At 41.6% G+C, this 21,694-nt stretch carries 30 protein-coding genes; 25 read left to right on the top strand and 5 right to left on the bottom strand.

Features of this window, described 5'->3' with window-relative positions:
* The first annotated feature begins 249 nt into the window (after positions 1 to 249).
* The 11 genes from UFB30_RS08610 to UFB30_RS08560 all read left to right on the top strand — a co-directional run bounded on the left by UFB30_RS08610 (position 250) and on the right by UFB30_RS08560 (position 8,905).
* The gene (locus tag UFB30_RS08610) at positions 250 to 771 is read left to right on the top strand and encodes a YqeG family HAD IIIA-type phosphatase (RefSeq protein WP_322421270.1); all 522 of its coding nucleotides are present in this window, start codon (positions 250 to 252) and stop codon (positions 769 to 771) included.
* A complete protein-coding gene (yqeH, locus tag UFB30_RS08605) occupies positions 768 to 1,874 on the top strand; it encodes a ribosome biogenesis GTPase YqeH (protein ID WP_322421269.1) in 1,107 nt (368 codons plus the stop codon). Before UFB30_RS08610 ends, yqeH begins: the two co-directional genes overlap by 4 nt.
* Before the next feature lie 194 nt (positions 1,875 to 2,068).
* On the top strand, positions 2,069 to 2,896 hold the full coding sequence (gene aroE, locus UFB30_RS08600) for a shikimate dehydrogenase (RefSeq protein ID WP_322421268.1): 828 nt from the start codon (positions 2,069 to 2,071) through the stop codon (positions 2,894 to 2,896).
* 4 nt (positions 2,897 to 2,900) lie between these two features.
* Positions 2,901 to 3,203: a ribosome assembly RNA-binding protein YhbY gene (yhbY, locus tag UFB30_RS08595; protein WP_322421267.1), complete on the top strand. Its 303-nt coding sequence runs from the start codon at positions 2,901 to 2,903 to the stop codon at positions 3,201 to 3,203.
* 20 nt (positions 3,204 to 3,223) lie between these two features.
* A complete protein-coding gene (locus UFB30_RS08590; protein ID WP_322421266.1) occupies positions 3,224 to 3,775 on the top strand; it encodes a nicotinate-nucleotide adenylyltransferase in 552 nt (183 codons plus the stop codon).
* Positions 3,765 to 4,328, top strand: coding sequence for a bis(5'-nucleosyl)-tetraphosphatase (symmetrical) YqeK (gene yqeK / locus UFB30_RS08585; RefSeq protein ID WP_322421265.1), 564 nt, complete (start codon positions 3,765 to 3,767; stop codon positions 4,326 to 4,328). The genes UFB30_RS08590 and yqeK overlap by 11 nt, the downstream gene beginning before the upstream one ends.
* 2 nt (positions 4,329 to 4,330) lie before the next feature.
* Positions 4,331 to 4,687 carry a ribosome silencing factor gene (gene rsfS, locus UFB30_RS08580; RefSeq protein ID WP_039809959.1) on the top strand — a complete coding sequence of 119 codons (357 nt, stop codon included), beginning with the start codon at positions 4,331 to 4,333 and terminating at the stop codon, positions 4,685 to 4,687.
* Complete coding sequence (locus UFB30_RS08575; RefSeq protein WP_322421264.1) at positions 4,687 to 5,430, top strand: class I SAM-dependent DNA methyltransferase; 744 nt, start codon at positions 4,687 to 4,689, stop codon at positions 5,428 to 5,430. The genes rsfS and UFB30_RS08575 overlap by 1 nt, the downstream gene beginning before the upstream one ends.
* Before the next feature lie 92 nt (positions 5,431 to 5,522).
* Positions 5,523 to 6,113, top strand: coding sequence for a helix-hairpin-helix domain-containing protein (locus tag UFB30_RS08570; protein ID WP_322421263.1), 591 nt, complete (start codon positions 5,523 to 5,525; stop codon positions 6,111 to 6,113).
* Between the two features lie 60 nt (positions 6,114 to 6,173).
* Positions 6,174 to 6,653, top strand: a complete 480-nt coding sequence (locus tag UFB30_RS08565) for a ComE operon protein 2 (protein WP_322421262.1) — start codon at positions 6,174 to 6,176, stop codon at positions 6,651 to 6,653.
* Positions 6,650 to 8,905 (top strand): DNA internalization-related competence protein ComEC/Rec2, encoded by a 2,256-nt coding sequence (locus tag UFB30_RS08560; protein ID WP_322421261.1) that lies wholly within the window; start codon positions 6,650 to 6,652, stop codon positions 8,903 to 8,905. Before UFB30_RS08565 ends, UFB30_RS08560 begins: the two co-directional genes overlap by 4 nt.
* 27 nt (positions 8,906 to 8,932) lie before the next feature.
* Here UFB30_RS08560 and UFB30_RS08555 read toward each other — a convergent pair whose 3' ends face one another.
* Positions 8,933 to 9,067 carry a YqzM family protein gene (locus UFB30_RS08555; protein WP_039809946.1) on the bottom strand — a complete coding sequence of 45 codons (135 nt, stop codon included), beginning with the start codon at positions 9,065 to 9,067 and terminating at the stop codon, positions 8,933 to 8,935.
* A gap of 272 nt (positions 9,068 to 9,339) precedes the next feature.
* On the opposite strand from UFB30_RS08555, the gene holA reads away from it, so the two are divergent.
* Positions 9,340 to 10,365 carry a DNA polymerase III subunit delta gene (gene holA / locus UFB30_RS08550; RefSeq protein WP_322421260.1) on the top strand — a complete coding sequence of 342 codons (1,026 nt, stop codon included), beginning with the start codon at positions 9,340 to 9,342 and terminating at the stop codon, positions 10,363 to 10,365.
* Between the two features lie 35 nt (positions 10,366 to 10,400).
* Here the strand turns inward: holA and rpsT are convergent, their stop codons facing one another.
* A complete protein-coding gene (gene rpsT / locus UFB30_RS08545) occupies positions 10,401 to 10,655 on the bottom strand; it encodes a 30S ribosomal protein S20 (RefSeq protein WP_322421259.1) in 255 nt (84 codons plus the stop codon).
* Between the two features lie 238 nt (positions 10,656 to 10,893).
* On the opposite strand from rpsT, the gene gpr reads away from it, so the two are divergent.
* The 3 genes from gpr (at position 10,894) to lepA (ending at position 14,942) form a co-directional block, all read left to right on the top strand.
* Positions 10,894 to 11,919: a GPR endopeptidase gene (gpr, locus tag UFB30_RS08540; RefSeq protein WP_322421258.1), complete on the top strand. Its 1,026-nt coding sequence runs from the start codon at positions 10,894 to 10,896 to the stop codon at positions 11,917 to 11,919.
* A gap of 52 nt (positions 11,920 to 11,971) precedes the next feature.
* Positions 11,972 to 13,030, top strand: a complete 1,059-nt coding sequence (gene spoIIP / locus UFB30_RS08535; RefSeq protein WP_322421257.1) for a stage II sporulation protein P — start codon at positions 11,972 to 11,974, stop codon at positions 13,028 to 13,030.
* An 82-nt stretch (positions 13,031 to 13,112) separates the two neighbouring features.
* Entirely contained in the window at positions 13,113 to 14,942 is a 1,830-nt protein-coding gene (lepA, locus tag UFB30_RS08530; protein ID WP_322421256.1) for a translation elongation factor 4, read from the top strand.
* Between the two features lie 69 nt (positions 14,943 to 15,011).
* On the opposite strand, the gene UFB30_RS08525 is transcribed toward lepA, so the two are convergent.
* Genes UFB30_RS08525 through UFB30_RS08515 form a run of 3 tightly spaced genes read right to left on the bottom strand, consistent with a single transcriptional unit; the run spans position 15,012 to position 17,016 of the window.
* Entirely contained in the window at positions 15,012 to 16,190 is a 1,179-nt protein-coding gene (locus tag UFB30_RS08525) for a tyrosine-type recombinase/integrase (RefSeq protein ID WP_322421255.1), read from the bottom strand.
* A complete protein-coding gene (locus UFB30_RS08520) occupies positions 16,187 to 16,645 on the bottom strand; it encodes an ImmA/IrrE family metallo-endopeptidase (protein ID WP_322421254.1) in 459 nt (152 codons plus the stop codon). Before UFB30_RS08520 ends, UFB30_RS08525 begins: the two co-directional genes overlap by 4 nt.
* Before the next feature lie 29 nt (positions 16,646 to 16,674).
* Positions 16,675 to 17,016 (bottom strand): helix-turn-helix transcriptional regulator, encoded by a 342-nt coding sequence (locus UFB30_RS08515; RefSeq protein WP_322421253.1) that lies wholly within the window; start codon positions 17,014 to 17,016, stop codon positions 16,675 to 16,677.
* 167 nt (positions 17,017 to 17,183) lie between these two features.
* On the opposite strand from UFB30_RS08515, the gene UFB30_RS08510 reads away from it, so the two are divergent.
* The 10 genes from UFB30_RS08510 (at position 17,184) to UFB30_RS08470 (ending at position 21,686) form a co-directional block, all read left to right on the top strand.
* Positions 17,184 to 17,432: a helix-turn-helix transcriptional regulator gene (locus UFB30_RS08510; RefSeq protein ID WP_322421252.1), complete on the top strand. Its 249-nt coding sequence runs from the start codon at positions 17,184 to 17,186 to the stop codon at positions 17,430 to 17,432.
* Between the two features lie 40 nt (positions 17,433 to 17,472).
* On the top strand, positions 17,473 to 17,742 hold the full coding sequence (locus tag UFB30_RS08505; RefSeq protein ID WP_322421251.1) for a helix-turn-helix domain-containing protein: 270 nt from the start codon (positions 17,473 to 17,475) through the stop codon (positions 17,740 to 17,742).
* A 42-nt stretch (positions 17,743 to 17,784) separates the two neighbouring features.
* Positions 17,785 to 18,009 (top strand): hypothetical protein, encoded by a 225-nt coding sequence (locus tag UFB30_RS08500; RefSeq protein WP_322421250.1) that lies wholly within the window; start codon positions 17,785 to 17,787, stop codon positions 18,007 to 18,009.
* A 39-nt stretch (positions 18,010 to 18,048) separates the two neighbouring features.
* The gene (locus tag UFB30_RS16625) at positions 18,049 to 18,246 is read left to right on the top strand and encodes a DUF3797 domain-containing protein (protein ID WP_353962765.1); all 198 of its coding nucleotides are present in this window, start codon (positions 18,049 to 18,051) and stop codon (positions 18,244 to 18,246) included.
* Positions 18,221 to 18,430, top strand: a complete 210-nt coding sequence (locus UFB30_RS08495) for a hypothetical protein (protein WP_322421249.1) — start codon at positions 18,221 to 18,223, stop codon at positions 18,428 to 18,430. Before UFB30_RS16625 ends, UFB30_RS08495 begins: the two co-directional genes overlap by 26 nt.
* 222 nt (positions 18,431 to 18,652) lie before the next feature.
* Positions 18,653 to 18,841 (top strand): hypothetical protein, encoded by a 189-nt coding sequence (locus UFB30_RS08490; RefSeq protein ID WP_322421248.1) that lies wholly within the window; start codon positions 18,653 to 18,655, stop codon positions 18,839 to 18,841.
* Between the two features lie 113 nt (positions 18,842 to 18,954).
* Positions 18,955 to 19,677 (top strand): phage antirepressor KilAC domain-containing protein, encoded by a 723-nt coding sequence (locus tag UFB30_RS08485; protein WP_322421247.1) that lies wholly within the window; start codon positions 18,955 to 18,957, stop codon positions 19,675 to 19,677.
* A 17-nt stretch (positions 19,678 to 19,694) separates the two neighbouring features.
* Complete coding sequence (locus tag UFB30_RS08480; RefSeq protein ID WP_322421246.1) at positions 19,695 to 20,027, top strand: BC1872 family protein; 333 nt, start codon at positions 19,695 to 19,697, stop codon at positions 20,025 to 20,027.
* 29 nt (positions 20,028 to 20,056) lie between these two features.
* On the top strand, positions 20,057 to 20,881 hold the full coding sequence (locus UFB30_RS08475; protein WP_322421245.1) for a phage replisome organizer N-terminal domain-containing protein: 825 nt from the start codon (positions 20,057 to 20,059) through the stop codon (positions 20,879 to 20,881).
* Positions 20,823 to 21,686, top strand: coding sequence for an ATP-binding protein (locus UFB30_RS08470; RefSeq protein ID WP_322421244.1), 864 nt, complete (start codon positions 20,823 to 20,825; stop codon positions 21,684 to 21,686). The genes UFB30_RS08475 and UFB30_RS08470 overlap by 59 nt, the downstream gene beginning before the upstream one ends.
* The last annotated feature ends 8 nt before the right edge of the window (positions 21,687 to 21,694 follow it).

Genomic DNA, 21,694 nt, shown 5'->3' with positions numbered 1-21,694 from the left:
CCAGACACCGCAGGAAAGAACAAGCGTTCTGTTATCCACAATCTTCCGTGTATAACCTGTGTAAAAGTTGTGAATAAGGGTTACATAGTTAATAACAGCAGTTTGTAAGGTGTTGATATACTTATCCACAGGAAAAAGGTAAGCCGATATTTGTCGAACGATTTATGTAATGAAATCATTAAAGATTCATTTTGAACTAACCTGACAGATGATGTATGATATAGACTTGAAGTGAAGAGGTGGAGAACAATGATAAAACTATTTTTGCCTAATGAATACGTTGATAGCGTATTTGAAATAACACCTGCAAAACTTAAAGAGCAGGGAATTAAAGCGATCATCACAGATCTTGATAATACACTGGTTGAATGGGACAGGAAAAATGCAACGCCAAAGCTGATTGAATGGCTGGAAGGCATGCAAAAAGAAGGAATCCTTGTCACGATTGTGTCTAACAATAATCAACTGAGAGTGGGGGCTTTTTCTGATCCGATCGGTGTTCCGTTTATTTACCATGCGAGAAAACCGATGGGACGTGCTTTCAGAAGAGCGATCAGAGATATGAACGTGAAAAAAGATGAAACAGTGGTCATTGGTGATCAGCTGATGACCGATGTACTTGGTGGGAATCTGAATAAGCTTTACACCATACTGGTTGTACCTGTAGCCAAAACAGATGGATTCTTTACAAAGTTTAATCGCATCATTGAAAAAAGACTGCTAAATTTTTTCAAGAGAAAAAACATGATCCAGTGGGAGGATAAAAAGTGAGTGAAGAAAAATTAACGTGTATCGGCTGCGGAGTCGAGATACAGACGACTGACAAAGAGGGTCTTGGATATGCGCCTCCTTCAAGCCTGGAAAGGGAGCAGATTGTCTGTCAGCGCTGCTTTAAACTGAAACATTATAATGAAGTACAGGACGTTGCTCTTACAGATGATGACTTTCTGAAGATCCTGAATGGTCTTGGAGAGGCAGATGCACTGATTGTAAAAGTCGTTGATATATCTGATTTTAACGGAAGTTTTCTGACAGGCCTTCACCGTTTTGTAGGCAAGAATCCGGTGCTGCTCATTGGCAACAAAGCTGATGTACTCCCTAAATCAGTTAAAACAAATAAACTGATTAACTGGATGAAATATGAAGCGAGTCAGATGGGGTTAAAGCCTGTTGATGTTCTTTTGTGCAGTGCGGATAAAGGGCACCATATCCAGGACGTACTTCAGACAATTGACCGGGAGCGGAAAGGCAGAGACGTCTATGTTGTCGGCTGTACCAATGTCGGGAAATCCACGCTGATTAACAGAATCATTAAAGAAGTAACCGGAGAACAGGATATCATCACAACATCCCAGTTTCCCGGGACTACACTCGATATGATTGAAATTCCGCTGGATGATGGCAAGGCTATTATTGATACACCGGGGATCATTAACCGTGATCAAATGGCTCATGTTATTAATAAAAAGGATTTAAAAAAAGTATTGCCTAAAAAAGAATTAAAGCCTAAAGTATTCCAGCTGAATGAAGAGCAGACGCTTTTTATCGCGGGTCTTGCACGTTTTGACTACATTAGTGGAGGCAGAAAATCTTTCACCTGCTACTTTTCAAATGATCTTGAAATTCATAGAACAAAGCTGGAAAAAGCAGATGAACTCTATAAGCGGCACGCAGGCGATATGCTCTCCCCGCCAAGACAGGAAGATCTTGAATCCTTCCCGCCGTTAAAAAGGCATGAGTTCACTGTTAAAGAAGGTAAAATGGACATTGTATTTTCAGGACTCGGCTGGATTACGATTAATGAACCGGGCGCAAAAGTTGCTGCTTATGTACCGGAAGGCGTCAGCGCGATTATCAGGAAGTCCTTAATTTAACGCTTTGTTAAAGTCCATTGTTTTTGCTGCACAGCTGGTGATTCTCGCTGCAGGGGGCGGCTCGCAGGAAGGGACAGGTGAGGCTATGGCGAAGCTTGCGGGCTCAGCGCCCGGCCGCGGAAAGCGTCCCCCTCTCGCTGCAATCAACAGCCAACTTTAATAAAGCCTAATCTAAACAACAGGAGGAACTTTTTATGAAGCTCGCAGTAATTGGTCATCCAATCCGTCACTCAAAATCACCATTTATGCATAATAATTGGCTGAAAGAATCGGGTATTGAGGGACATTACGAAGCAATAGAGGTTTCTCCTGAACAACTGAAAGATCAGGTTGAGCGATTTAAAGAGCTTGGATATAAAGGGTTTAATGTTACAATTCCCCATAAAGAAACGATTATCCCGTTCCTTGATGAAATAGATCCCGCGGCTAAGCTTCTTGGTGCTGTTAATACAGTAGTTATTGAAGACGGCAAATGTACCGGCTATAACACAGATGGACGCGGGTTTTTAATGTCATTGCTAACAAAGCGGTCTGAGTCTGACATTCACCATGCACAGATTCTGGTGCTGGGAGCCGGTGGAGCCGCTAAAGGAATTATCGGGGCACTGAAAGCTTTTGGTGCTGAGAGAATCAGCATTGCAAACCGTACGTCAGCTAAAGCTGCGACGCTGGCTGAACAGCAGCAGGTTTCAGGAGAAGGTCTGGATTTGAAATCGGCAGAAAAACAATTGCATCGATTTGATATTGTCATTAATACAACGTCTGTGGGAATGGTTCCTGATGTTCTTCAGATGCCGGTGGATACTTCTTTAATGAAAAAAGGGGCACTTGCAGCAGACATTATTTATAATCCCTTAAGCACACAATTTTTAAAAACTGCTGAATCAGCCGGTGCGGAGTCACTGAATGGCATTGGCATGTTTGTCTGGCAGGGGGCACTCGCTTTTGAAAAGTGGACCACAGAAAAGCCGGATACCAATTATATGATAAAAAAAATGACAGAATATATGAAACAGGAGTGAAAACATGTTAACAGGTAAACAAAAAAGATTTCTTCGTGCTGAGGCACATAATTTATCGCCCATTTTTCAGGTAGGTAAAGGCGGCGTGAATGATAATATGATTAAACAGATTTCGGAAGCGTTAGAAGTAAGAGAACTGATTAAAGTCAGCATCCTTCAAAACTGTGAACAGGATAAAGATGAGGTTGCAGAGGCACTCTCAAAGGGAGCGAAAGCTGAACTTGTTCAGTTGATTGGACATACAGTAGTTTTATATAAAGAATCCCGTGAAAATAAAAAAATCGAATTGCCGAAAGTACGAAAATAATGAAAAAGCGGGTTGGAATCATGGGTGGCACATTTGACCCTGTCCATATCGCACATTTAATTATGGCGAATGAAGCCTATCATGCATTGTCTCTTGATGAAGTAAGGTTTTTGCCGAATGCGGCACCGCCGCATAAGCATATTTCCGGTCAGACGACTGCTGAAGAAAGATGCAGGATGATTCAGGATAGTATCGTTGAAGTTCCTTATTTTAAACTGGACCGGACAGAGATTTTAAGAGAGGGAACGTCCTACACATTTGACACAATCGCTCATTTGACACATCAGGAGCCTGATACAGATTTCTTCTTTATCATAGGCGGTGATATGATTGAATCACTATCAACCTGGTACAGGATAGATGAACTGAAAAGTTTAATTACTTTTGCCGGTTTTGAGAGACCCGGTTATACAGGTGACCATGCTGGAGATGTTGTGATGATCAGGGGGCCGGTAGTGGATCTTTCATCTACCATGCTCAGAAAACGTCTTGCAGAAAAGCAGGATTGCCGCTTTCTGATTCCGGAAAAGGCGTACAGGTATATTTTAGAGGAGGGGCTTTATGAATCTTGAGCAGGCTAAGCAGATTGTAAAAGATATACTCCCTGAAAAAAGGTATATTCATACCCTTGGTGTAATCGAGGCGGCATTGTCACTTGCTGAAAAACATGGTGTAAGCATAGAGGATGCAGGGATTGCTGCTGCACTTCACGATATGGCAAAGTTTCATGATAAAAATGAAATGAGAGAGCTGATCATCAGCCGCGAACTTGATCCTGTGCTGCTTGATTTTCATCATGAACTTTGGCACGCGCCGGTTGGTGCTGTGTTTGCCAGAGAAAAGCTCGGGATTACAAATGAGGATATTCTGAATGCAATCAGGTATCATACAACAGGAAGACCAAATATGAGCAGGCTTGAAAAAGTCATTTATCTTGCAGATTATATAGAACCGGGCAGAAGTTTCACCGGAGTGGATAATGTCAGGGCGGTTGCACATGAGAATCTTGATGAAGCTATGAAAATCGCATTAAAACAATCCATGCAGTTTTTAATCAGTAAAAACCAGCCTGTATTTCCTGACACGCTTGAAAGTTATAACGAATTTGTACAAAAGGAGAAGTGAGTATGACGAAAGAAAACGAATTATTATCACTTGCATACAATGCGGCTGATGACAAAAGAGCAGAGGACATTGTCGCTTTAAATATGCAGGGTATTTCACTGATAGCAGATTATTTTGTGATCTGCCACGGTAATTCTGATAAACAGGTCCAGGCAATTGCAAAAGAAGTAAAGGACCGTGCAGAAGAAGAAGGCTTCAATGTGAAGCGGATGGAAGGTTACGATGAAGCGAGATGGGTACTTGTTGACCTTGGCAGTGTCATTGTACACGTATTCCACCGTGATGAAAGAGATTACTACAAACTTGAAAAGCTATGGGGAGACGCTCAGATTGAAGATATGACGAGCACAATCAGCTAATGGCTTACGATCAGTTTGCATATGTTTACGACAGACTGATGAGCGACGTTCCATATGATGAGTGGATGAGTTATTTGCTGCATCAGAAAAAGACTTTTAAAGTTGACGGGATGAAGCTGCTTGATGTTGGCTGTGGCACTGGTGAGTGGACGGTGAAGGCTTCAGCAGCAGGTTTCGAGACAACCGGAATTGATCTTTCTGAATCAATGCTTGCAATGGCTCAGCAAAAAGCAATGGAAGCAAATCAGTCAATCAGGTATTTTCAGATGGATATGTCTGAAGCAGAAGACCTTGGCCAGTTTGATTGTATTACAATCTTTTGTGACTCTCTGAACTACCTTGAAACAGAAGAAGCTGTTCAGCAGACCTTCAGAAAAATGTATGATTTGCTCTCAGCTGATGGTCTTTTTATGTTCGATGTTCACTCCGTTTATAAAGTGAATGAGCTTTTTGCCGGTCAGACCTATTCTTACGATGATGGGGAAGCGGCGTATATATGGAATTCATTTGAAGGTGAATATGAGAACAGTGCAGAGCACGAGCTGACCTTCTTTATCAGAGAAGATGGGGATCTGTATTCAAGGTTTGATGAATTTCATAAGCAGCGGACATTTCCGGTGGAGCAGTATAAAACATGGCTTTATGAAGCAGGCTTTAAGGTTGAGTCCGTTACCGCCGACTTTACCGGAGAAGAGCCTGCTGAAAACAGTGAACGGATATTCTTTACATGCACGAAGAGATAACTCTTCGTGTATTTTTATTGACTTTTCCAACCCTCATAATATAATGAATGTAATCTTCTGACAGTCTTCTGCCATATAACGGAGGACACCACATGCTTCTATGGATTAAAAATTATCAGAAACCACTTTTCATTTTCATTCCCCTCATCACGCTTCTCTGCTTTTTTCTTTTTAATCAATCCACTGAAAGCTCTGTACCGGTTGAAAGTCCGCTGAACAACGAAATCACACAGGCATCTGTCATGGATGAACCAGGCGACATGACTGCCTCTGTCCTGTTTGTTGACATCAAAGGTAAGGTTGCAAATGAAGGTGTTTACGAAATGGAACAAGGTGACCGGGTCATTGATCTCATTCAAAAGGCGGGAGGTGAACTGCCTGATGCTGATATGACGGCTGTTAATCTTGCGCAGATGCTACATGATGAAATGGTCATCATCGTCCCCGGAAAACCTTCAGAACAAAAAGGTGATCTGAGCACACAATCTGATAAAATAAATATTAACCGTGCCACTCAGACTGAACTTGAATCCATAACAGGTATCGGTCCTTCAAAAGCAACGGCTATCATCCAATACAGGGAAGAAAATGGTCCGTTCAAATCAATTGAAGATATTATGAATATTTCAGGCATCGGAGAAAAAACATTTGATAAACTGAAAGAGTCGATCAGTACTTACTAATATCAGGCTGAATCATTTTTCAGCACTATTCACAGCAGCAGCTGTCAGGAGGCGTTATAAATGAACAGAATATCCTGGAATCAGTATTTTATGGCACAGAGTCACCTGCTGGCTCTCAGAAGTACCTGCACGAGACTGACAGTAGGTGCAACGATTGTGAGAGAGCAGCGTATTATTGCGGGAGGATATAATGGATCCATTAAAGGTGGAACACACTGTATTGACGAAGGCTGTTACGTGATTGATAACCATTGTGTAAGAACGATACACGCTGAGATGAATGCCATACTCCAGTGTGCAAAATTCGGTGCAGCAACCGAAGGCGCAAGCTTATACGTCACACATTTCCCATGCCTTCAGTGCACAAAAGCGATTATTCAGGCAGGGATCTCAAAAATCTATTATGCAAGTGATTATAAAAATCACCCATATGCGATTGAACTGCTTGAACAGTCAGGTGTGCAAACTGAACATGTCCCTTTTGATCCTGCATCCATTGAGCAGCTGATCTCTCCTGCAGAGCAGGGAAGGATTAAGTGAAGCTCATATTATACAGTGCTCCTGCGGCGCTTGCCGGCGCTGCGGGGGCATTCCATCCTGAATCATTACCCTTCATCATCCTGCTATTTTTCCTCTATCTTATAAAAACCTCAAATTACATGATTTTACTTGTGACCATCACTGTATCGGCCTTCTTTTTCCTTAAAACAGATCATGAGCTGCACGCGCTGCAGTCGTCTTTATCCCCGGAAATGTCATCAATCCCATTAGTGGTTCAGATTCCTTTTACGGGAGAGCACAGTAAAAGAGCCATTGCGGCGAATGAAAGTGAAAAAGTGATTCTGACCGTTTCTGAACAGCATCATTCCCTGATAGAAAACCTGCCTGAAAATAGCAGCTGTGTCTGGGATGGGGAACTGACTTCCCCTCAGGCGGCTGAAAACTTTTACGCCTTTGATTATAAAAAATATTTATTTTACCAGAACATCCACTGGACATACCGTGTGCATAATGTCAGGGACTGTGTGACGGCTGAAGAATCAGTAAATACATTCTTAAATAACCTTCGATACAAAGGGATTGACAGAATTGACAAAATTTTTCCTGAAGGTATAAAAGGGATCGCCGGGGCTTTATTATTCGGTGACCGTAGTGATATGGAAGAAGAGCAGATCAGAATGTATCAGCGACTGGGGGTCATTCATCTTCTCGCCATATCAGGGATGCATGTTGGAATGATCACGTTATTTCTGTGGAAGCTCCTTTTAAAAGCCGGATTAACAAGAGAAACAGTCAGAATCAGTCTTTTTTTCATCCTTCCTTTTTATACAGTAATGGCAGGAGCAGCTCCACCTGTAATAAGAGCAGCAGGGATGGTCCTTTTAGGCTTGAGTCTTCAATATGTATTTGTACGGCTGCCTCTGCTTCATATATTGAGCTCAGTGTTTATGCTTCACTTATTTATCTTCCCTTTAGAGCTTGTGAATGCCGGCTTTCAGCTCAGTTATGCGGTCAGTTTTGCGCTGGCTCTCTCTTCAGGGAAAGTATTAGGGTCACGTAATAAATTCATTAGCCTTCTGATGGTCACCTCGATTGCACAGCTCGGAGCTTTACCGATTATTCTGTGGCACTTCTATGAACTTTCTTTATCCTCATTCCTGATGAATTTAATTTTTGTTCCTCTATATACGCTGTTCATTCTTCCATCATTTATTGTAATTTATCTGGTTTCATTTATTTCAATGGATGCTGCCGTCTATGCAGCATTTATCCCATCAACAATCATTTCAGCTTTAGAAGATCTGGCAAGGATAATTTCAGAACTGAAGTTTTCAATCCTCATTACAGGAAAACCTTCCAGATGGAAAGTTGGAATTCTCATCGCAGTTGGCTACATGATGATGAGCTGTTATGAAAAATCAAAATACATGGCTGCCAGCTGCTGTTTAATCCTGTTTGCTGGTGTTCTGACGTTTTCACCTTATATTAATCAGAAGGGAAGCATTACATTTATCAGTGTGGGGCAGGGAGACAGTATTTTAATCCAGCTGCCTTTTAACCAGGGAAATTATCTGATTGACACAGGAGGACAGGTAAACTTCGGGCAGTCAAAAAGCACTTTTTCTGTCGGTAAAGAAATTGTATTGCCTTATTTGAAAAGTATGGGTGTTTCAACGATTGATTTGTTGATCCTGACGCATCATGACTGGGATCATATTGGAGGAGCCGGGGATTTATTAAGTGAACTGAAAGTCAAAGAAGTATGGACGAGCGGCGGATCTGTTCAAAAAGAAGAAATGCAGGAATTGCTGAAGGCTTTTGAGCATGACGCGATTCCAGTAAAAGAGATCTTAGAAACACAATATTGGCAGGTGGGGGGGAATGAATTTACAGTCATGGTTCCGTCTGATCAGCTGGAAGGAAATAATGGCTCACTGGTTTTACATGCAAGGCTGGGCGGAAAGAAGTGGCTTTTTACAGGAGATATTGAAGAGGAAACTGAACGGGACATGCTGGATCAGTTTGGGGATATCGATGTATTAAAGGTTGCGCACCATGGAAGCAATTCTTCCTCTACCGGGAACTTTCTTGAGATCGTCAAACCGGAAACTGCAGTCGTTTCAGCTGGTAGAAATAACAGCTATGGACACCCTCATCCAGATGTGATGGAAAGGCTGTTAGATACCGGAGCCAAAGTGTACGTGACTTCAGAGCATGGAGCTGTCAAATACACATTTACAGGGGATCATGGCACTTTTGAGACCGCACTGCCATATAATATTGAAAATTAAAAAAAGAGCCCTGAAGGCTCTCAAAAGTTAGGATCCCACGACTGAGATAATTGTTCCGACAGTGAATAATGCAGCAAAGAAAAGAAATGATACAACGAATGCTACGCCGGAATCAATCAGGTCGTTTCGTTTCGATTGAACATTTTGTTCGAATTCATTCATGGTTACCCCTCCTATATACATTTTCAGTATAGTGCATCGTTTTAGAAAAATCCATAGTTACCATTTAAAATGTCTTACATTCAACAGCTTATCACAAATAATTCATAAATTGATACAAATACTACGCACAAACAACTGAAAAGGCGGTGACCCGGGCCCGTTTTTTCAGTGTTTATATAAGGCAGCTTTACTCTGCCCTTTCCACTGTTGTATAGGGAGAGAGATTTCCTATACAATAGTGGTGATACATACAAAAGTGAGGCGGATTGATTTTGATCATAAAAGAGTGGAACGCAATAAAAAAAAGACAGCTGGCGCCTGTTTATTTATTGTATGGCGATGAAGAATATCTGCTTCATGAAACGAAACAGCTGTTAATCAGACATGTGATCTCAGAAGAAGAAATGGATTTTAATTTCTCTCTTCATGACCTTGCGGATGAGGCAAGTCTTGAAGCTGCAATAGAGGATGCTGAATCATTTCCCTTCATGGGGGAAAAGCGGCTCGTTTTTATTGATGGGGCCATGTTTTATACTGCAGAAAAGAAAAAAGAGTCCAGGCAGTCAACAGAAGTGCTCGAAACATATCTGGAGTCGCCTGCGCCATACACAGTGCTTGTGATACACGTGCCGTCAGAAAAGCTTGATGAACGGAAGAAAATCACCAAGCTGACGAAAAAAAATGCCACAGTCATCGAAGCAAAGAAATTAACGGTCAATGATATAAAAGGGTGGATTAAAAGTAAAGTGGCGGATCACAGGCTTCAGATAGAAGATGAAGCGGTTGAAAAGCTGACCGTCCTTGCAGGAACAAACCTATTTATGCTCGCAGGGGAAATTGAAAAGCTTGCCTTGTACGCTGAAGGGTCTGACGTGATAAGGGTGGAAGACGTGACCCTGCTCACGCCAAAGTCAGTGGAACATAATGTATTTGATTTAATAGAGCATACGTTAAACGGCAGAACTGCGAAGGCAATTGACCTGTATCATGATCTCATCAGACAAAAGGAAGAACCGCTGAAGCTTCTTGCCTTACTGAGTGGACAGTTCAGACTGATTTATCAGGTCAAAAATATGAGCGGTAAAGGGTTCAGTCAGCAGCAGATCGCATCCAGGCTGAAAGTTCATCCATTTAGAGTAAAGCTTGCCGGTCAGCATGCATCGAGGTTATCAAATGACCATCTGAAAACCATTATGCTTGAGCTTGCTGATTGTGACCTTGCGCTGAAATCTTCTTCAGGCAGGAAAGAAATGATATTGGAAATGTTTTTAACAAAACTGCCTGGTTTTACCCGATAAAAAAAGCCGATGCTAATTTAGCATCGGCTCTATTATTATGCGTTAAGCTTTTTCATTAGACGAGACTTTTGACGGTCTGCGTTGTTTTTGTGAATAAGCCCTTTTTGTGCAGCTTTGTCAAGCTGTTTTACAGCGCTTGAAAGCAGTTCTGTTTTGTTGTCAGAATCATTCTGAACAGCAGTTTCGAAACGCTTGATCGCTGTACGCATAGATGATTTTTGCTGGATGTTCGCTTCGTTGCGAGCAGCATTTGTCTTTGTGCGTTTGATAGCAGATTTAATGTTTGGCATTTATGTCACCTCCCGAACTGAATCGAGGACTTTTAAAAACTCGATTTACATGATTCACGCCTTTTACGGCATACGGTTTCTCGTAAGGAACCGGTTAGATTCAATTACATAAGAACAAGGGATATTTTATCAAACGGGCAATGAGAATGCAATAGCACTGAAAATAAATATTTCACTAAGAGAATAGAACACCGGCTTTAAACCACCCTAAATAAAAATGTGTATAGGAGATGAAATGATGGCTTTTCGAACAGATCTTGCCCTGGAAGCTTATGAAGCCCTATCAAATGAGCAGGAACACGAGATGATCGTTGAAGAGGAAGAAGTAAATGAATTTACAGTAAAAAAAATCAGCGTGAATCAGGCTGCTTCGGTTTTAACCGGAAAAAAAGTAGGGGATTACTGGACGTTCGAAGCGCCTCAGCTCAGAACACAGAATGAAGAATGGGTGGAAAAAGCTTCAACGGCATTATCCTATGTAATCAGGTCCTTTCTTGAAAAGCAGAATATCAGTGAGGACGCGCCGGTACTGATTGCTGGCCTCGGGAACTGGCAGATCACCCCTGATGCCCTGGGGCCTGACACATGCCGGAAAGTGTTTGTGACTAATCATTTATTTGAAGTGGAGCCGAACGCAGTAAGCGGGGGCTTTAGAAGAACTGCTGCACTTGCACCGGGCGTCATGGGGCTGACTGGGATGGAGACCGCTGCAACGCTCAAAGGGGTAATTGATCAATATAAGCCTGAGGCTGTGATTGTCATAGATGCGCTTGCTGCAAGGTCCGCAGCACGTCTTCATACGACTGTACAGATTTCTTCAGCGGGTATTAACCCCGGAGCAGGCGTAGGGAATAACCGACAGGAAATTAACCGGGAGCTTTTCGGTGTCCCGGTGATTGCAATCGGTATCCCGACAGTTGTAGATGCTGCTTCAATTACACAGGATACACTCGGCTTTTTTGAAAAAACAATAAAAATGAAGAGTAAAAAACAATCAAATCCTTCTTCATTACTAATGACAAAACCTTCTGTGGAAGAACTGAATAAAAATGAGGCTGCCCCTGAAGAAAAGAGTGCGTATCTCGGGCTGATCGGAGAATTATCTGAAGAAGAGAAGCAGCAGCTGTTCAAAGAAATTCTGTCGCCGATCGGACAGAACCTGATTGTCACGCCAAAAGAAACTGATCTCTATATTAAGCAGGCATCTGACATGCTGGCATCAGCACTGGATCATGCACTGCATCACCCGGAAGAAACGTTCTGAATAAAAAATAGATGCATATACTGCAAAAAGATTTCAATCAGGAGGTGGCCTGTTGAAAAAGACGCAGACAATGCATTCAATTAATTTATTTCTCAAAACATTTCTCCTGCTTATTTCTGTTATGGCGGCAGGGCTTTACCTTCCAAATGTAAAACAGGGAATTGCTGATTTTTCCTTTGAATTACCGGAAGAGCTGCCGCTGAGCGCTACATATCTCATGCTGCAGACTGAATACGCTTATCTGGCACCGCATGATGAAGTGAAAGCAGTCTGGGAAGCTTTATCCAATACAGTATTTAACCCTGTGAACTGGCTAGCAATGGAGGGGTTCAGTCATGAGGTTGCTGCAAATGAATTTCCGGCTCCATCTGAATCTGTACCGCCGACAGAATGGTTCTTCAGCGGTGAAGAGGGGGAAGCTGTCGAAGTGAACCAGGCACCAATTGAAGCGGATGATGCTGAAAATCCGCGCGTGCTCATTTACTTTACCCACTCCAGAGAATCGTTCCTGCCTTATTTACCAGACACAAATGATCCCAATCTTGCCCATCACTCGAAAGTAAATATTACGCAGACAGGACAATTTTTTAAAGAATCTTTTCATCAAAAAGGCATTCCTGTCAAAGTTGATTCAACTGATGTGATGGCAAAGCTGAAGGAAAGCGGAAAAGATTACTGGCAATCTTATGAAGCATCAAAAAATATTGTCCAGGATGCAATGAGTACTAATGATACCTTGGATTATTTTATTGATGTACACAGAGATTCTGTCAGAAGAGAAGCGACGACGCTCCAGACTGATAATAAAACCTACGCAAAAGTTGCTTTCGTTGTAGGGGGAGAACACCAGGGAAGTATAGAAAATGCCAGGCTTGCTGAAGAATTGCATAAGCGTCTGAATGAGGCGGTTCCGGGAATCTCAAGGGGTGTCTATGTAAAAAAAGGTGAGCATACTAATGGGAAGTTCAATCAGGATCTGTCCCCTAGATCAATTCTGCTGGAACTTGGAGGAGTAGATAACAAGTTTGAGGAGTTGGAAGCAACTGCAGAGATTTTTACACAGGTCATGAGTGAATATATGCTGAACGCTGAACCGGTGAGCAGTCCATAAAGTGTGCAATTGAAACACGCCTGTTAAACTGTTATACTTTACGCTAGTACAATTGCGTCTTAAAAACAGGAGTGGACACTTAATGAACCAGGAACAGCGTTTAAATAGACAGAAAAACATTAGAAACTTTTCAATTATTGCCCATATTGATCACGGGAAGTCAACTCTGGCTGACCGGATTTTAGAACAGACAAAAGCACTGACTGCCCGTGAGATGAAGGCACAGCTGCTGGATTCAATGGATCTTGAAAGAGAACGCGGGATCACAATCAAATTAAATGCAGTACAGCTGAAATATCAGGCAAAAGATGGAGAAGAATATACTTTCCATTTAATCGACACGCCGGGGCACGTCGACTTCACATATGAAGTGTCACGAAGCCTTGCAGCATGTGAAGGTGCAATTCTTGTAGTGGATGCGGCTCAGGGAATTGAGGCACAGACACTCGCCAATGTGTATCTGGCACTTGATAATGACCTTGAAATTCTTCCGGTTATTAATAAAATCGACTTACCGGCAGCGGATCCTGAGCGTGTACGTCAGGAAGTAGAAGATGTGATCGGGCTTGATGCATCTGAAGCAGTACTCGCTTCAGCAAAAGCCGGAATCGGTATTGAGGACATCCTTGAACAGATTGTAGAGAAAGTACCTGCTCCACAAGGGGATCCTGACGCGCCTTTAAAAGCACTGATCTTTGACTCACTGTATGACCCATACAGAGGGGTAGTCGCATATATCAGAATTGTTGAGGGCAGAGTGAAGCCGGGCGATAAAATCCGTATGATGGCTACAGGAAAAGAATTTGAAGTAAATGAAATCGGGGTATTCACACCAAAATCCACGCCTCAGGATGAATTAACTGTAGGTGATGTTGGATACCTGACTGCTGCGATTAAAAATGTCAGTGATACACGCGTGGGTGATACGATCACAAGTGCCGTGACACCGACTGAAGAACCGCTGCCGGGTTACCGTAAGCTGAACCCAATGGTATATTGCGGTCTATATCCGATTGATACTGCAAGATATGTAGACCTTCGTGAAGCCCTTGAAAAACTCGAGCTGAATGACTCAGCACTTCAATATGAAGCAGAGACTTCACAGGCGCTTGGTTTCGGTTTCCGCTGCGGATTCCTGGGATTATTGCATATGGAAATCATCCAGGAGCGTATTGAACGTGAATTCAATATTGATCTGATTACGACAGCACCAAGTGTAATTTACGATGTGTATCTCGAAGACGGCAGCCACGTGAAGGTGGATAACCCTGCTGCAATGCCGGATGCACAATCTGTTCACCATGTGGAAGAGCCTTACGTAAAAGCAACGATCATGGTGCCGAACGATTACGTTGGACCGGTAATGGAACTTTCCCAGTCTAAGCGTGGTAACTTTATAGACATGCAATACATGGATGAATCCCGTGTCAATGTCGTCTATGAAATCCCGCTTGCTGAAATTGTCTATGACTTCTTTGATCAGCTAAAATCAAGTACAAAAGGGTATGCATCATTTGACTATGAGTTAATTGGGTACCGTGAATCCAAGCTCGTAAAAATGGACATCCTTTTAAATGCTGAAAAAGTGGATGCACTGAGCTTTATCGTCCATAAGGATTTCGCATATGAACGCGGAAAGCTGATTGTTGAAAAACTGAAAGAATTAATTCCGCGCCAGCAGTTTGAAGTACCTGTTCAGGCGGCAGTCGGGAATAAAATTATCGCCAGATCTTCAATTAAGGCGATCCGTAAAAACGTACTGGCGAAATGTTACGGCGGGGATATCTCACGTAAGAGAAAGCTGCTTGAAAAACAAAAAGCCGGTAAAAAGCGTATGAAAATGGTCGGCTCGGTCGAAGTGCCGCAGGAAGCCTTTATGGCTGTTCTGCAGATGGATGAAGGCGAGAAGTGAGTCGTATCAAGGGGTAAGAGTTTTAATGGATATTCAAATGGTGGAGTTTGCCACCGATATGCCACCGGTTTATAATTGATTGGTGATCGTATCGAAAATATCGGCGGCATCTCTCGCCATTTTCTTAGTCAGATGTACGTAACGATCTTCAGTGATCGACGCCCGGCTGTGACCCAGGCGACGCTGAACAGTCTTTGTAGGCTGACCGGCTTCAATGAGCATCGTTGCGTGCGTGTGTCTGAGTGAGTGGTAATTAAAATCAATTTTAAGTTTTTTCTTAACAAGTTCACGTGTTTGATACTTGATGACTGCAGGAGTATAACGTTCTCCGTTTTCTTTACGACATACATAATCGTGATCATCGTAAGTAAAAAAGTGTTCACCGTACTTTAAACGGTTCTCTAGCTGCTTACGCTTTTCTTTTTTCAAAATAGATAAAAGGTTATTTCCTACCGGTATAGAGCGGTACCCAGCTTTACTCTTAGGAGGACCGATCTCCCAGAATATTTTATCTTTGCCATTCACTTTGTGTTTTCGGCCAACAAGCTGCTGCTCAATATTGATGACACCTTCTTCAAAGTCAATGTGTCTCCATTCAAGCCCGCATGTTTCACCTACTCGAAGTGCGGCATTCAAACCAATAACATAAGGTATATAGAACGGATGACCTTCAGTGATCTTATCGCCCAGTAACTTAAGGTTCTCTCTGGACTGTATCTTTAAATCTTCTCTTGTTGCCTTTCTAGGCGTTTCAATTAACAGTTCGACATATTGCATAGGGTTCTCATTGATGTACTTATACGGATATACAGCCTGCTTTAATGACTTGTTCAAAATACCAATCATGATCTCAATCGTTTTTCTTGCCTTACCTTCACGGACCTTCAAATTCACAAATTGCTGCATCACATGAGGAGTTAAGGATTTTAACTTATATTTACCTAAGTGAGGTAATATATGAATTCTGATCACGCTTTCATAATTGTATTGTGTATTTGGCTTCAACTTAAGCTCTACATATTCTTTCTGCCAAAACATGAGGAAGTCATGCAGCGTCATTTCAGACGGCTTAAAAACCGTGCCGGCATTTTCATATTCAAGGATCTTCCTACGCAACACTCTTTCAGCTTCACCCTTCGATTGAGCACCTTCAGCTGATCGTTCTATCTTCTTACGTTTACCATCGACCATACCCAAATCAAAATAATAGTACCAGGTACCGCCTCTTTTTCTTACTCCGCCTTTCATAGATATTCACCCCCTTCCAGTGTTTTTAAGTTAATTGCAATGAATGGGTCAAAATTGATTATGTATCCTTTATGCTTAACAGACGGGCCGTATTTATCAAAATAATGATCAAGAATAATCTTTAAGGCATCCAATTCAATTTCAAAGTCATGAGCAACATCTTCAGCAGTAAGATGATTCTTTTCAAAACATGAGACTAAATCGTCTAAAGAGATTATCTTTTCATAACCCCAACGTCTGGCTACTACTTCAGCTTTTACTTTAGGAACACTATTTAATTTCGTTATATCTCCAGCAGTTGTTAAATAATGACCGATCTCTTCAGCCAAAATAAAATGTTTTTCATAAAGGGATCTATTCTTATTTATGGTAATGAAATTATCTACAATAATCCCTGGTAACTTATATGGCATATTATCATCTTCTTCAAAAGTACACTGAGGATACTGATCCATTAGCTTCTCATATCTCACAAACCTTCACGTCACTTCCGCTTGTTTTTTATAAATTCGATATACTCCATGATGTCCTCAAGCTCCTCATCGGTTACATCTTCATCTATATGAGCAGCGATAGTTTGTAATTTAGCCTTCCTACTATTGCTTTGCTGATCTTCTTCTAAGAGATAACTTTTAGGCAAATTAAAATGATCTGCAATTTTTTGAATTACACCCATACGTGGAAAAGATTTTTTTAAAACCCATTTACCTACTGTAGATTCAGACACGCCAGCAATTTTGCTTAACTGACTTTGAGTCATGTTATATTCCCTTAAAAGTTTTTTAAGATTCTCAGATAATATTTCAGTCATTTCTTTTTCAGTCATTGTTTTGCTCCTTCTGAAATGTTTTTCGTTCTCATTATTTGGTTATATTATAGCATTTTATTCTACTTTATCAATCAAAAATTCAACTTAAATAGAATTTTAATCTATTTTGGCTTTACAATAGAATTTAATTCTAGTATGATGAAAATCAGAAAGGAGGTCGGATGATGGTATTATTCCATGAAATGCCTCAGATTACGTTGAAAGCAGCCAGAGTAAATGCAGGACTTACAATCATGAATGCATCTAAACTTATCGGCATTTCGCACAGTACGCTCGTAAAGTGGGAAGCAAACCCGGGTTTAGTTTCACCGATATGGCAGCGTAAAATTCAACAGGTTTACAACTTTCCGATTAACCATATTTTTTTTGGAGAGACAGTAGAATTTAAATCTAGTGACAGTGAAGATGGTTAACGATTCAATTTACCATCTTCCAATTAGGAGGGGGATCACAATGTCACAACAATTTGAATTTCATGTTTCATCAGGTCTGCCACAACTTTATGATGTTTCAGAAGTAGCGACACTCTTGAAGACAAACAAGAACATGATCTACAAGTTGATTGATTCAGGGCACTTAACCGCTCTGAAGTTGGGGCGGTTAAAAGTAACCTGCTATGAATTGGAAGACTTTCTACGCCGGAATAACGGAAAAGACTTTTCTGATTTACAAAACGTAACTGATTTTCATATTGGGATTAACCAATCTAGTGAAGTTGGTTGAGCGTCCATAAAGAGTCGCTGAATGAGTAGGAGGGGATTCGGAATGAGTAGAAAAATATCGGCAGCAAGACACCTTTCAGATGACATGTACAGGGTCTTAGAAGCTGTTCATGCGAAGCGTACCAAGTCAATGGGCGAGGCAGAACGTCTGATGTATTCAGCGAACAACATCGTGAAAGTGAAATTTAACAAGAAAGAGAATTGCTTAAATGTGCATTTTGATGACGGTAACTGGTGGCACTACTGCCCAGATGGTACTTGGTATTAATTAATAACACAGAACAATTGAAAGTGATGGTGAAGTGAGATGAGTCTTGAACGACTAATGGAACTTAGCAAGCAACATGCTGAATGTCAGAAATGCGGCAGTTCAGAGATTGGAAATGGATCTGGAATGGTTTATGTCGATGATGTTACTTACCGAAGAATGTGCAAGTGCGGTTGGAAAATTGAAGTGATTGAGAAAGGTGGTTCTGAGTATGCCGATGCAAGTTCTCAGCGATGAAGAAGCAAGAGAGTTTTTAGCCAAAAGAGGACATATGACCAGGGAAGGTGCAGCAACTGCTATTGCGACCGGAGAGTCTGTTGAATATATGCATAAGGGTCAGTGGATTGAAATTAATCCATATAGAGAAACGATTTCAGTTTTACTCTATGCCGCGTCATTCCGGCTGAAACCACAAGAATGATCAATAGATTGGAGTGAAGAACGATGGGTGGACTTGAATTTATCTTCATGGGATCAGCAGCAGGCATCATGCTTATTGGATTCTGTGGGATGTTCTATACAGCTAGTGAAGAGACCAAAAATAAATGAATGCGATTAAGCGGTTCTTGGATAAGCGCTATTGGGAGAAAGCGAGTTTAAAAGAGCGGTTGATTATCACTGCTCATCAGAAAGGGGTGAGGTCATGAATAAGGATGTTACGATCTGGCGCGTAATACCTGAACATCGAGCGAATGGATTTTCTTACGTGGTCACTGAATCAGATGAGATTGAAGATGCTGTGAAAATTGCAAAGCAGTCAACGAAAAGTGCAATCAAAGGCGTTGAAAGATATGCATATGCACCTGCAGAACTTTACGAAGCAAAAAAATAACCGACCAGCTGGTACCTGGACGGTTAGGGTTTGATAGCACATATAAATTGTTGACTTAATGCTATCAGACCTGTGCTTCATTTTCAATATTTTTATTAAGGAGGCACGTCTGCATGAACGAATTGATTAAAACAGAGCGAGATCAGAATGATGAAATTATTGTCAGCGGACGCGAATTACATGAGTTTTTAGAGATCGGCACTGAATACAAAAAATGGTTTGCAAGAATGCTTGATTATGGATTTGTCGAAGGCGCTGACTTTTTAAAGGTGACCCAAAAATGTCCTACCTCTTTGACTGGTCAAAACATAACTGACCACCATATCAAAGTTGATATGGCAAAAGAACTTGCTATGCTTCAGCGCAATGAAAAAGGCAAACATGCCCGACAGTACTTTATCCATCTGGAGAAGTTGTGGAACAGTCCAGAAGCCACAATGAAAAGAGCCCTGCAGATCGCAGACAGAAATTATAAAGAATTAGAAGCCAAGATGCTCATCGATCAGCCTAAGGTTTTATTTGCGGAAGCAGTTTCAGCATCTTTTGACAGCATCCTTATTGGGGACCTGGCCAAGCTACTAAAACAAAACGGATATGATACCGGGCAGAACAGATTATTTAAACAGCTACGTGATGAAGGGTACCTGATCAAGAAGAAAGGTGCCAGCTTCAACAGCCCAACTCAGCGCGCTATGAACATGGACCTTTTTCAGATCAAAGAGACTACTATCACACACTCAGATGGATTTGTCTCAGTGAACACGACAACGAAAGTCACTGGTAAAGGACAGCAGTACTTCCTAAACAAGTATTTAGGTCAAAGAGCAGTTGAATGAGGTAAGGGGGGTTTACGATGGCTGAATTTAAAATCGATAGAATAATTGCTGAGAAAGTAATGGAATGGAATGTGTTCTGTCACGAAAACATAGACGTCATTGAAGTTTATGCAGGTGATGATGTTCTTTATATACCTGGTGATTACCAGCCTACAAAGAACATTGAAAATGCATTTATGGTCATAGATCAGTTTCACAGAGTTGAGATTGAGACCGGAAGAGATGCAGGGCAACATTGTGTGACCATTCGAGATGATGCGGGATGGCTGCTATCTTTCCATTATGCAGAAACAGTTCCAATGGCCTTATGCGGAGCGGCATTAAAAGCAAAAGGCATCAAAATAGATTAGCAATCAAGTAACGAAAAGGAGTGTTTTAATTGTCTGAAGTTAAATGGATTAAGTTAAGCACTCAGATGTTTGAAGATGAAAAGATTCGTCTTATTGAGAGCATGCCTGAGGCTGACACGATCTTAATTATATGGGTGAAGTTACTGGCACAAGCCGGTAAAACGAATGCCAGCGGTTATATCTACCTGAGTGAGAATATCCCTTACACAGATGAAATGCTGTCCACTATTTTCAATCGTCCGCTTAATACGGTTCGGTTAGCGTTACAGACGTTTAAAAACTTCGGAATGATAGAGATAGAACAGGATAATTTTGTAAGAGTTGCAAATTGGGAGAAGCATCAGAACACCTCAAGTCTGGAAAAGATTAGAAAAGATACACGTGAGCGGGTAGCCAAACACCGCGAAAATAAAAGAATTCAGAAAGAAAACAGTAACGTTACATGTAACGGAGAAGTAACGGACATAGAACTAGAAGAAGAATTAGAAGAAGAGAAAGAAAAAGAATATATCCCTTTCTTTGAAATTATCGAATATCTAAATAAAATTGCTGGTACGAAATTCAGGGCAAGTTCTAAAAAAACAAAAGACCTGATTAAAGCCCGCTGGAACGAACAGTATACACTGGATGATTTTAAATCAGTGATTAACAAAAAGACTGCAGAGTGGAAAGGCAACCCTGAGATGGAACAATACCTCAGACCAATAACACTCTTTTCTCCAAAATTCGAATCATACCTTAATCAGCCGGAGGTGAAGAAACGTGAGCCAGCTAAAGCACAAGGACCCGGAGAGTTTGGCGAAGATTGGCAAGAAGCTATTGAACGCCGGAAGAATTCCGCAGGCAAGTTCTAACCGTTGCCAGAACAAACATGCAGGTGATGATTTACCGGCTTGTAACCGGGTCCTGATGATTGATGAGTCAGGCAAAGAATACTGCATGTACTGTGATCACATTCTGCAGGAAGATCAGCAGCTCGCAGCAGCCGCTAAAGAAAATGCACGTAAGGAAAGGATGCACCGCCTGCAGGATCACTTTAATCTTTACAGCATCATTCCACCGCGCTTAAAAAAAGCAGGGTTCGATAATTACAAGCCGGCTAATGAAAGCCAGGCAAAAGCATTGAATGATTGCAGAAGGTTCGCCGAGAACTTCCCGAAGAACCTGAACGAAGAGAATGACATTGGGTTGCTGCTCCATGGCATGTATGGACTTGGGAAAAGTCACCTTGCAGTAGCGATTGCTAAAAGAGTCATAGAGTTAGGTTCTACCTACACGAAGCCGGACGGCACTGAGGGGATCACAGTCATCTTTATCAACTTGCCGGAGCTGGTCACCAAGATTAAGGCCACGTGGCGGAAAGACAGTGACATCAGTGAATCAAAAATATTAGACATGCTGAAATCATGCGACCTGCTTATCATTGACGAGCTTGGCGGTGCAATGAACAAGCAGGACGAGCAGGGGCAGAGCTGGCTGAATGACATGCTATTTCAAATCACGGATGCCAGGCAGGGACGCAACACCATATACACATCTAACCCGGATCCAGATGAACTTCAGCAGCATGTCAGTAAAAAGATATATGAGCGTATTTTCGCTAATATTCACATTCTTGAGTTCACAGGTAAAAGTTATCGCCTGAACGGCACATTTTAATTAAAGAG

The organism is Jeotgalibacillus haloalkalitolerans, from assembly GCF_034427455.1.
Classification (GTDB): Bacteria; Bacillota; Bacilli; order Bacillales; family Jeotgalibacillaceae; genus Jeotgalibacillus; species Jeotgalibacillus haloalkalitolerans.
This window is presented reverse-complemented; position numbering and strand designations above follow the sequence as displayed.

Coding starts and splice junctions, on each gene's coding strand:
- aroE (WP_322421268.1), top strand. CDS start 2,069: ATGAAGCTCGCAGTAATTGGTCATCCAATCCGTCACTCAAAATCACCA.
- lepA (WP_322421256.1), top strand. CDS start 13,113: ATGAACCAGGAACAGCGTTTAAATAGACAGAAAAACATTAGAAACTTT.
- gpr (WP_322421258.1), top strand. CDS start 10,894: ATGGCTTTTCGAACAGATCTTGCCCTGGAAGCTTATGAAGCCCTATCA.
- UFB30_RS08490 (WP_322421248.1), top strand. CDS start 18,653: ATGAATAAGGATGTTACGATCTGGCGCGTAATACCTGAACATCGAGCG.
- UFB30_RS08520 (WP_322421254.1), bottom strand. CDS start 16,645: ATGGATCAGTATCCTCAGTGTACTTTTGAAGAAGATGATAATATGCCA.
- UFB30_RS08565 (WP_322421262.1), top strand. CDS start 6,174: ATGAACAGAATATCCTGGAATCAGTATTTTATGGCACAGAGTCACCTG.
- UFB30_RS08510 (WP_322421252.1), top strand. CDS start 17,184: ATGGTATTATTCCATGAAATGCCTCAGATTACGTTGAAAGCAGCCAGA.
- UFB30_RS08575 (WP_322421264.1), top strand. CDS start 4,687: ATGGCTTACGATCAGTTTGCATATGTTTACGACAGACTGATGAGCGAC.
- UFB30_RS08610 (WP_322421270.1), top strand. CDS start 250: ATGATAAAACTATTTTTGCCTAATGAATACGTTGATAGCGTATTTGAA.
- rpsT (WP_322421259.1), bottom strand. CDS start 10,655: ATGCCAAACATTAAATCTGCTATCAAACGCACAAAGACAAATGCTGCT.
- UFB30_RS08500 (WP_322421250.1), top strand. CDS start 17,785: ATGAGTAGAAAAATATCGGCAGCAAGACACCTTTCAGATGACATGTAC.
- UFB30_RS08505 (WP_322421251.1), top strand. CDS start 17,473: ATGTCACAACAATTTGAATTTCATGTTTCATCAGGTCTGCCACAACTT.
- UFB30_RS08555 (WP_039809946.1), bottom strand. CDS start 9,067: ATGAATGAATTCGAACAAAATGTTCAATCGAAACGAAACGACCTGATT.
- UFB30_RS08495 (WP_322421249.1), top strand. CDS start 18,221: ATGCCGATGCAAGTTCTCAGCGATGAAGAAGCAAGAGAGTTTTTAGCC.
- UFB30_RS08590 (WP_322421266.1), top strand. CDS start 3,224: ATGGGTGGCACATTTGACCCTGTCCATATCGCACATTTAATTATGGCG.
- UFB30_RS08570 (WP_322421263.1), top strand. CDS start 5,523: ATGCTTCTATGGATTAAAAATTATCAGAAACCACTTTTCATTTTCATT.
- UFB30_RS08515 (WP_322421253.1), bottom strand. CDS start 17,016: ATGACTGAAAAAGAAATGACTGAAATATTATCTGAGAATCTTAAAAAA.
- UFB30_RS08525 (WP_322421255.1), bottom strand. CDS start 16,190: ATGAAAGGCGGAGTAAGAAAAAGAGGCGGTACCTGGTACTATTATTTT.
- yqeK (WP_322421265.1), top strand. CDS start 3,765: ATGAATCTTGAGCAGGCTAAGCAGATTGTAAAAGATATACTCCCTGAA.
- UFB30_RS08485 (WP_322421247.1), top strand. CDS start 18,955: ATGAACGAATTGATTAAAACAGAGCGAGATCAGAATGATGAAATTATT.
- yhbY (WP_322421267.1), top strand. CDS start 2,901: ATGTTAACAGGTAAACAAAAAAGATTTCTTCGTGCTGAGGCACATAAT.
- rsfS (WP_039809959.1), top strand. CDS start 4,331: ATGACGAAAGAAAACGAATTATTATCACTTGCATACAATGCGGCTGAT.
- UFB30_RS16625 (WP_353962765.1), top strand. CDS start 18,049: ATGAGTCTTGAACGACTAATGGAACTTAGCAAGCAACATGCTGAATGT.
- UFB30_RS08480 (WP_322421246.1), top strand. CDS start 19,695: ATGGCTGAATTTAAAATCGATAGAATAATTGCTGAGAAAGTAATGGAA.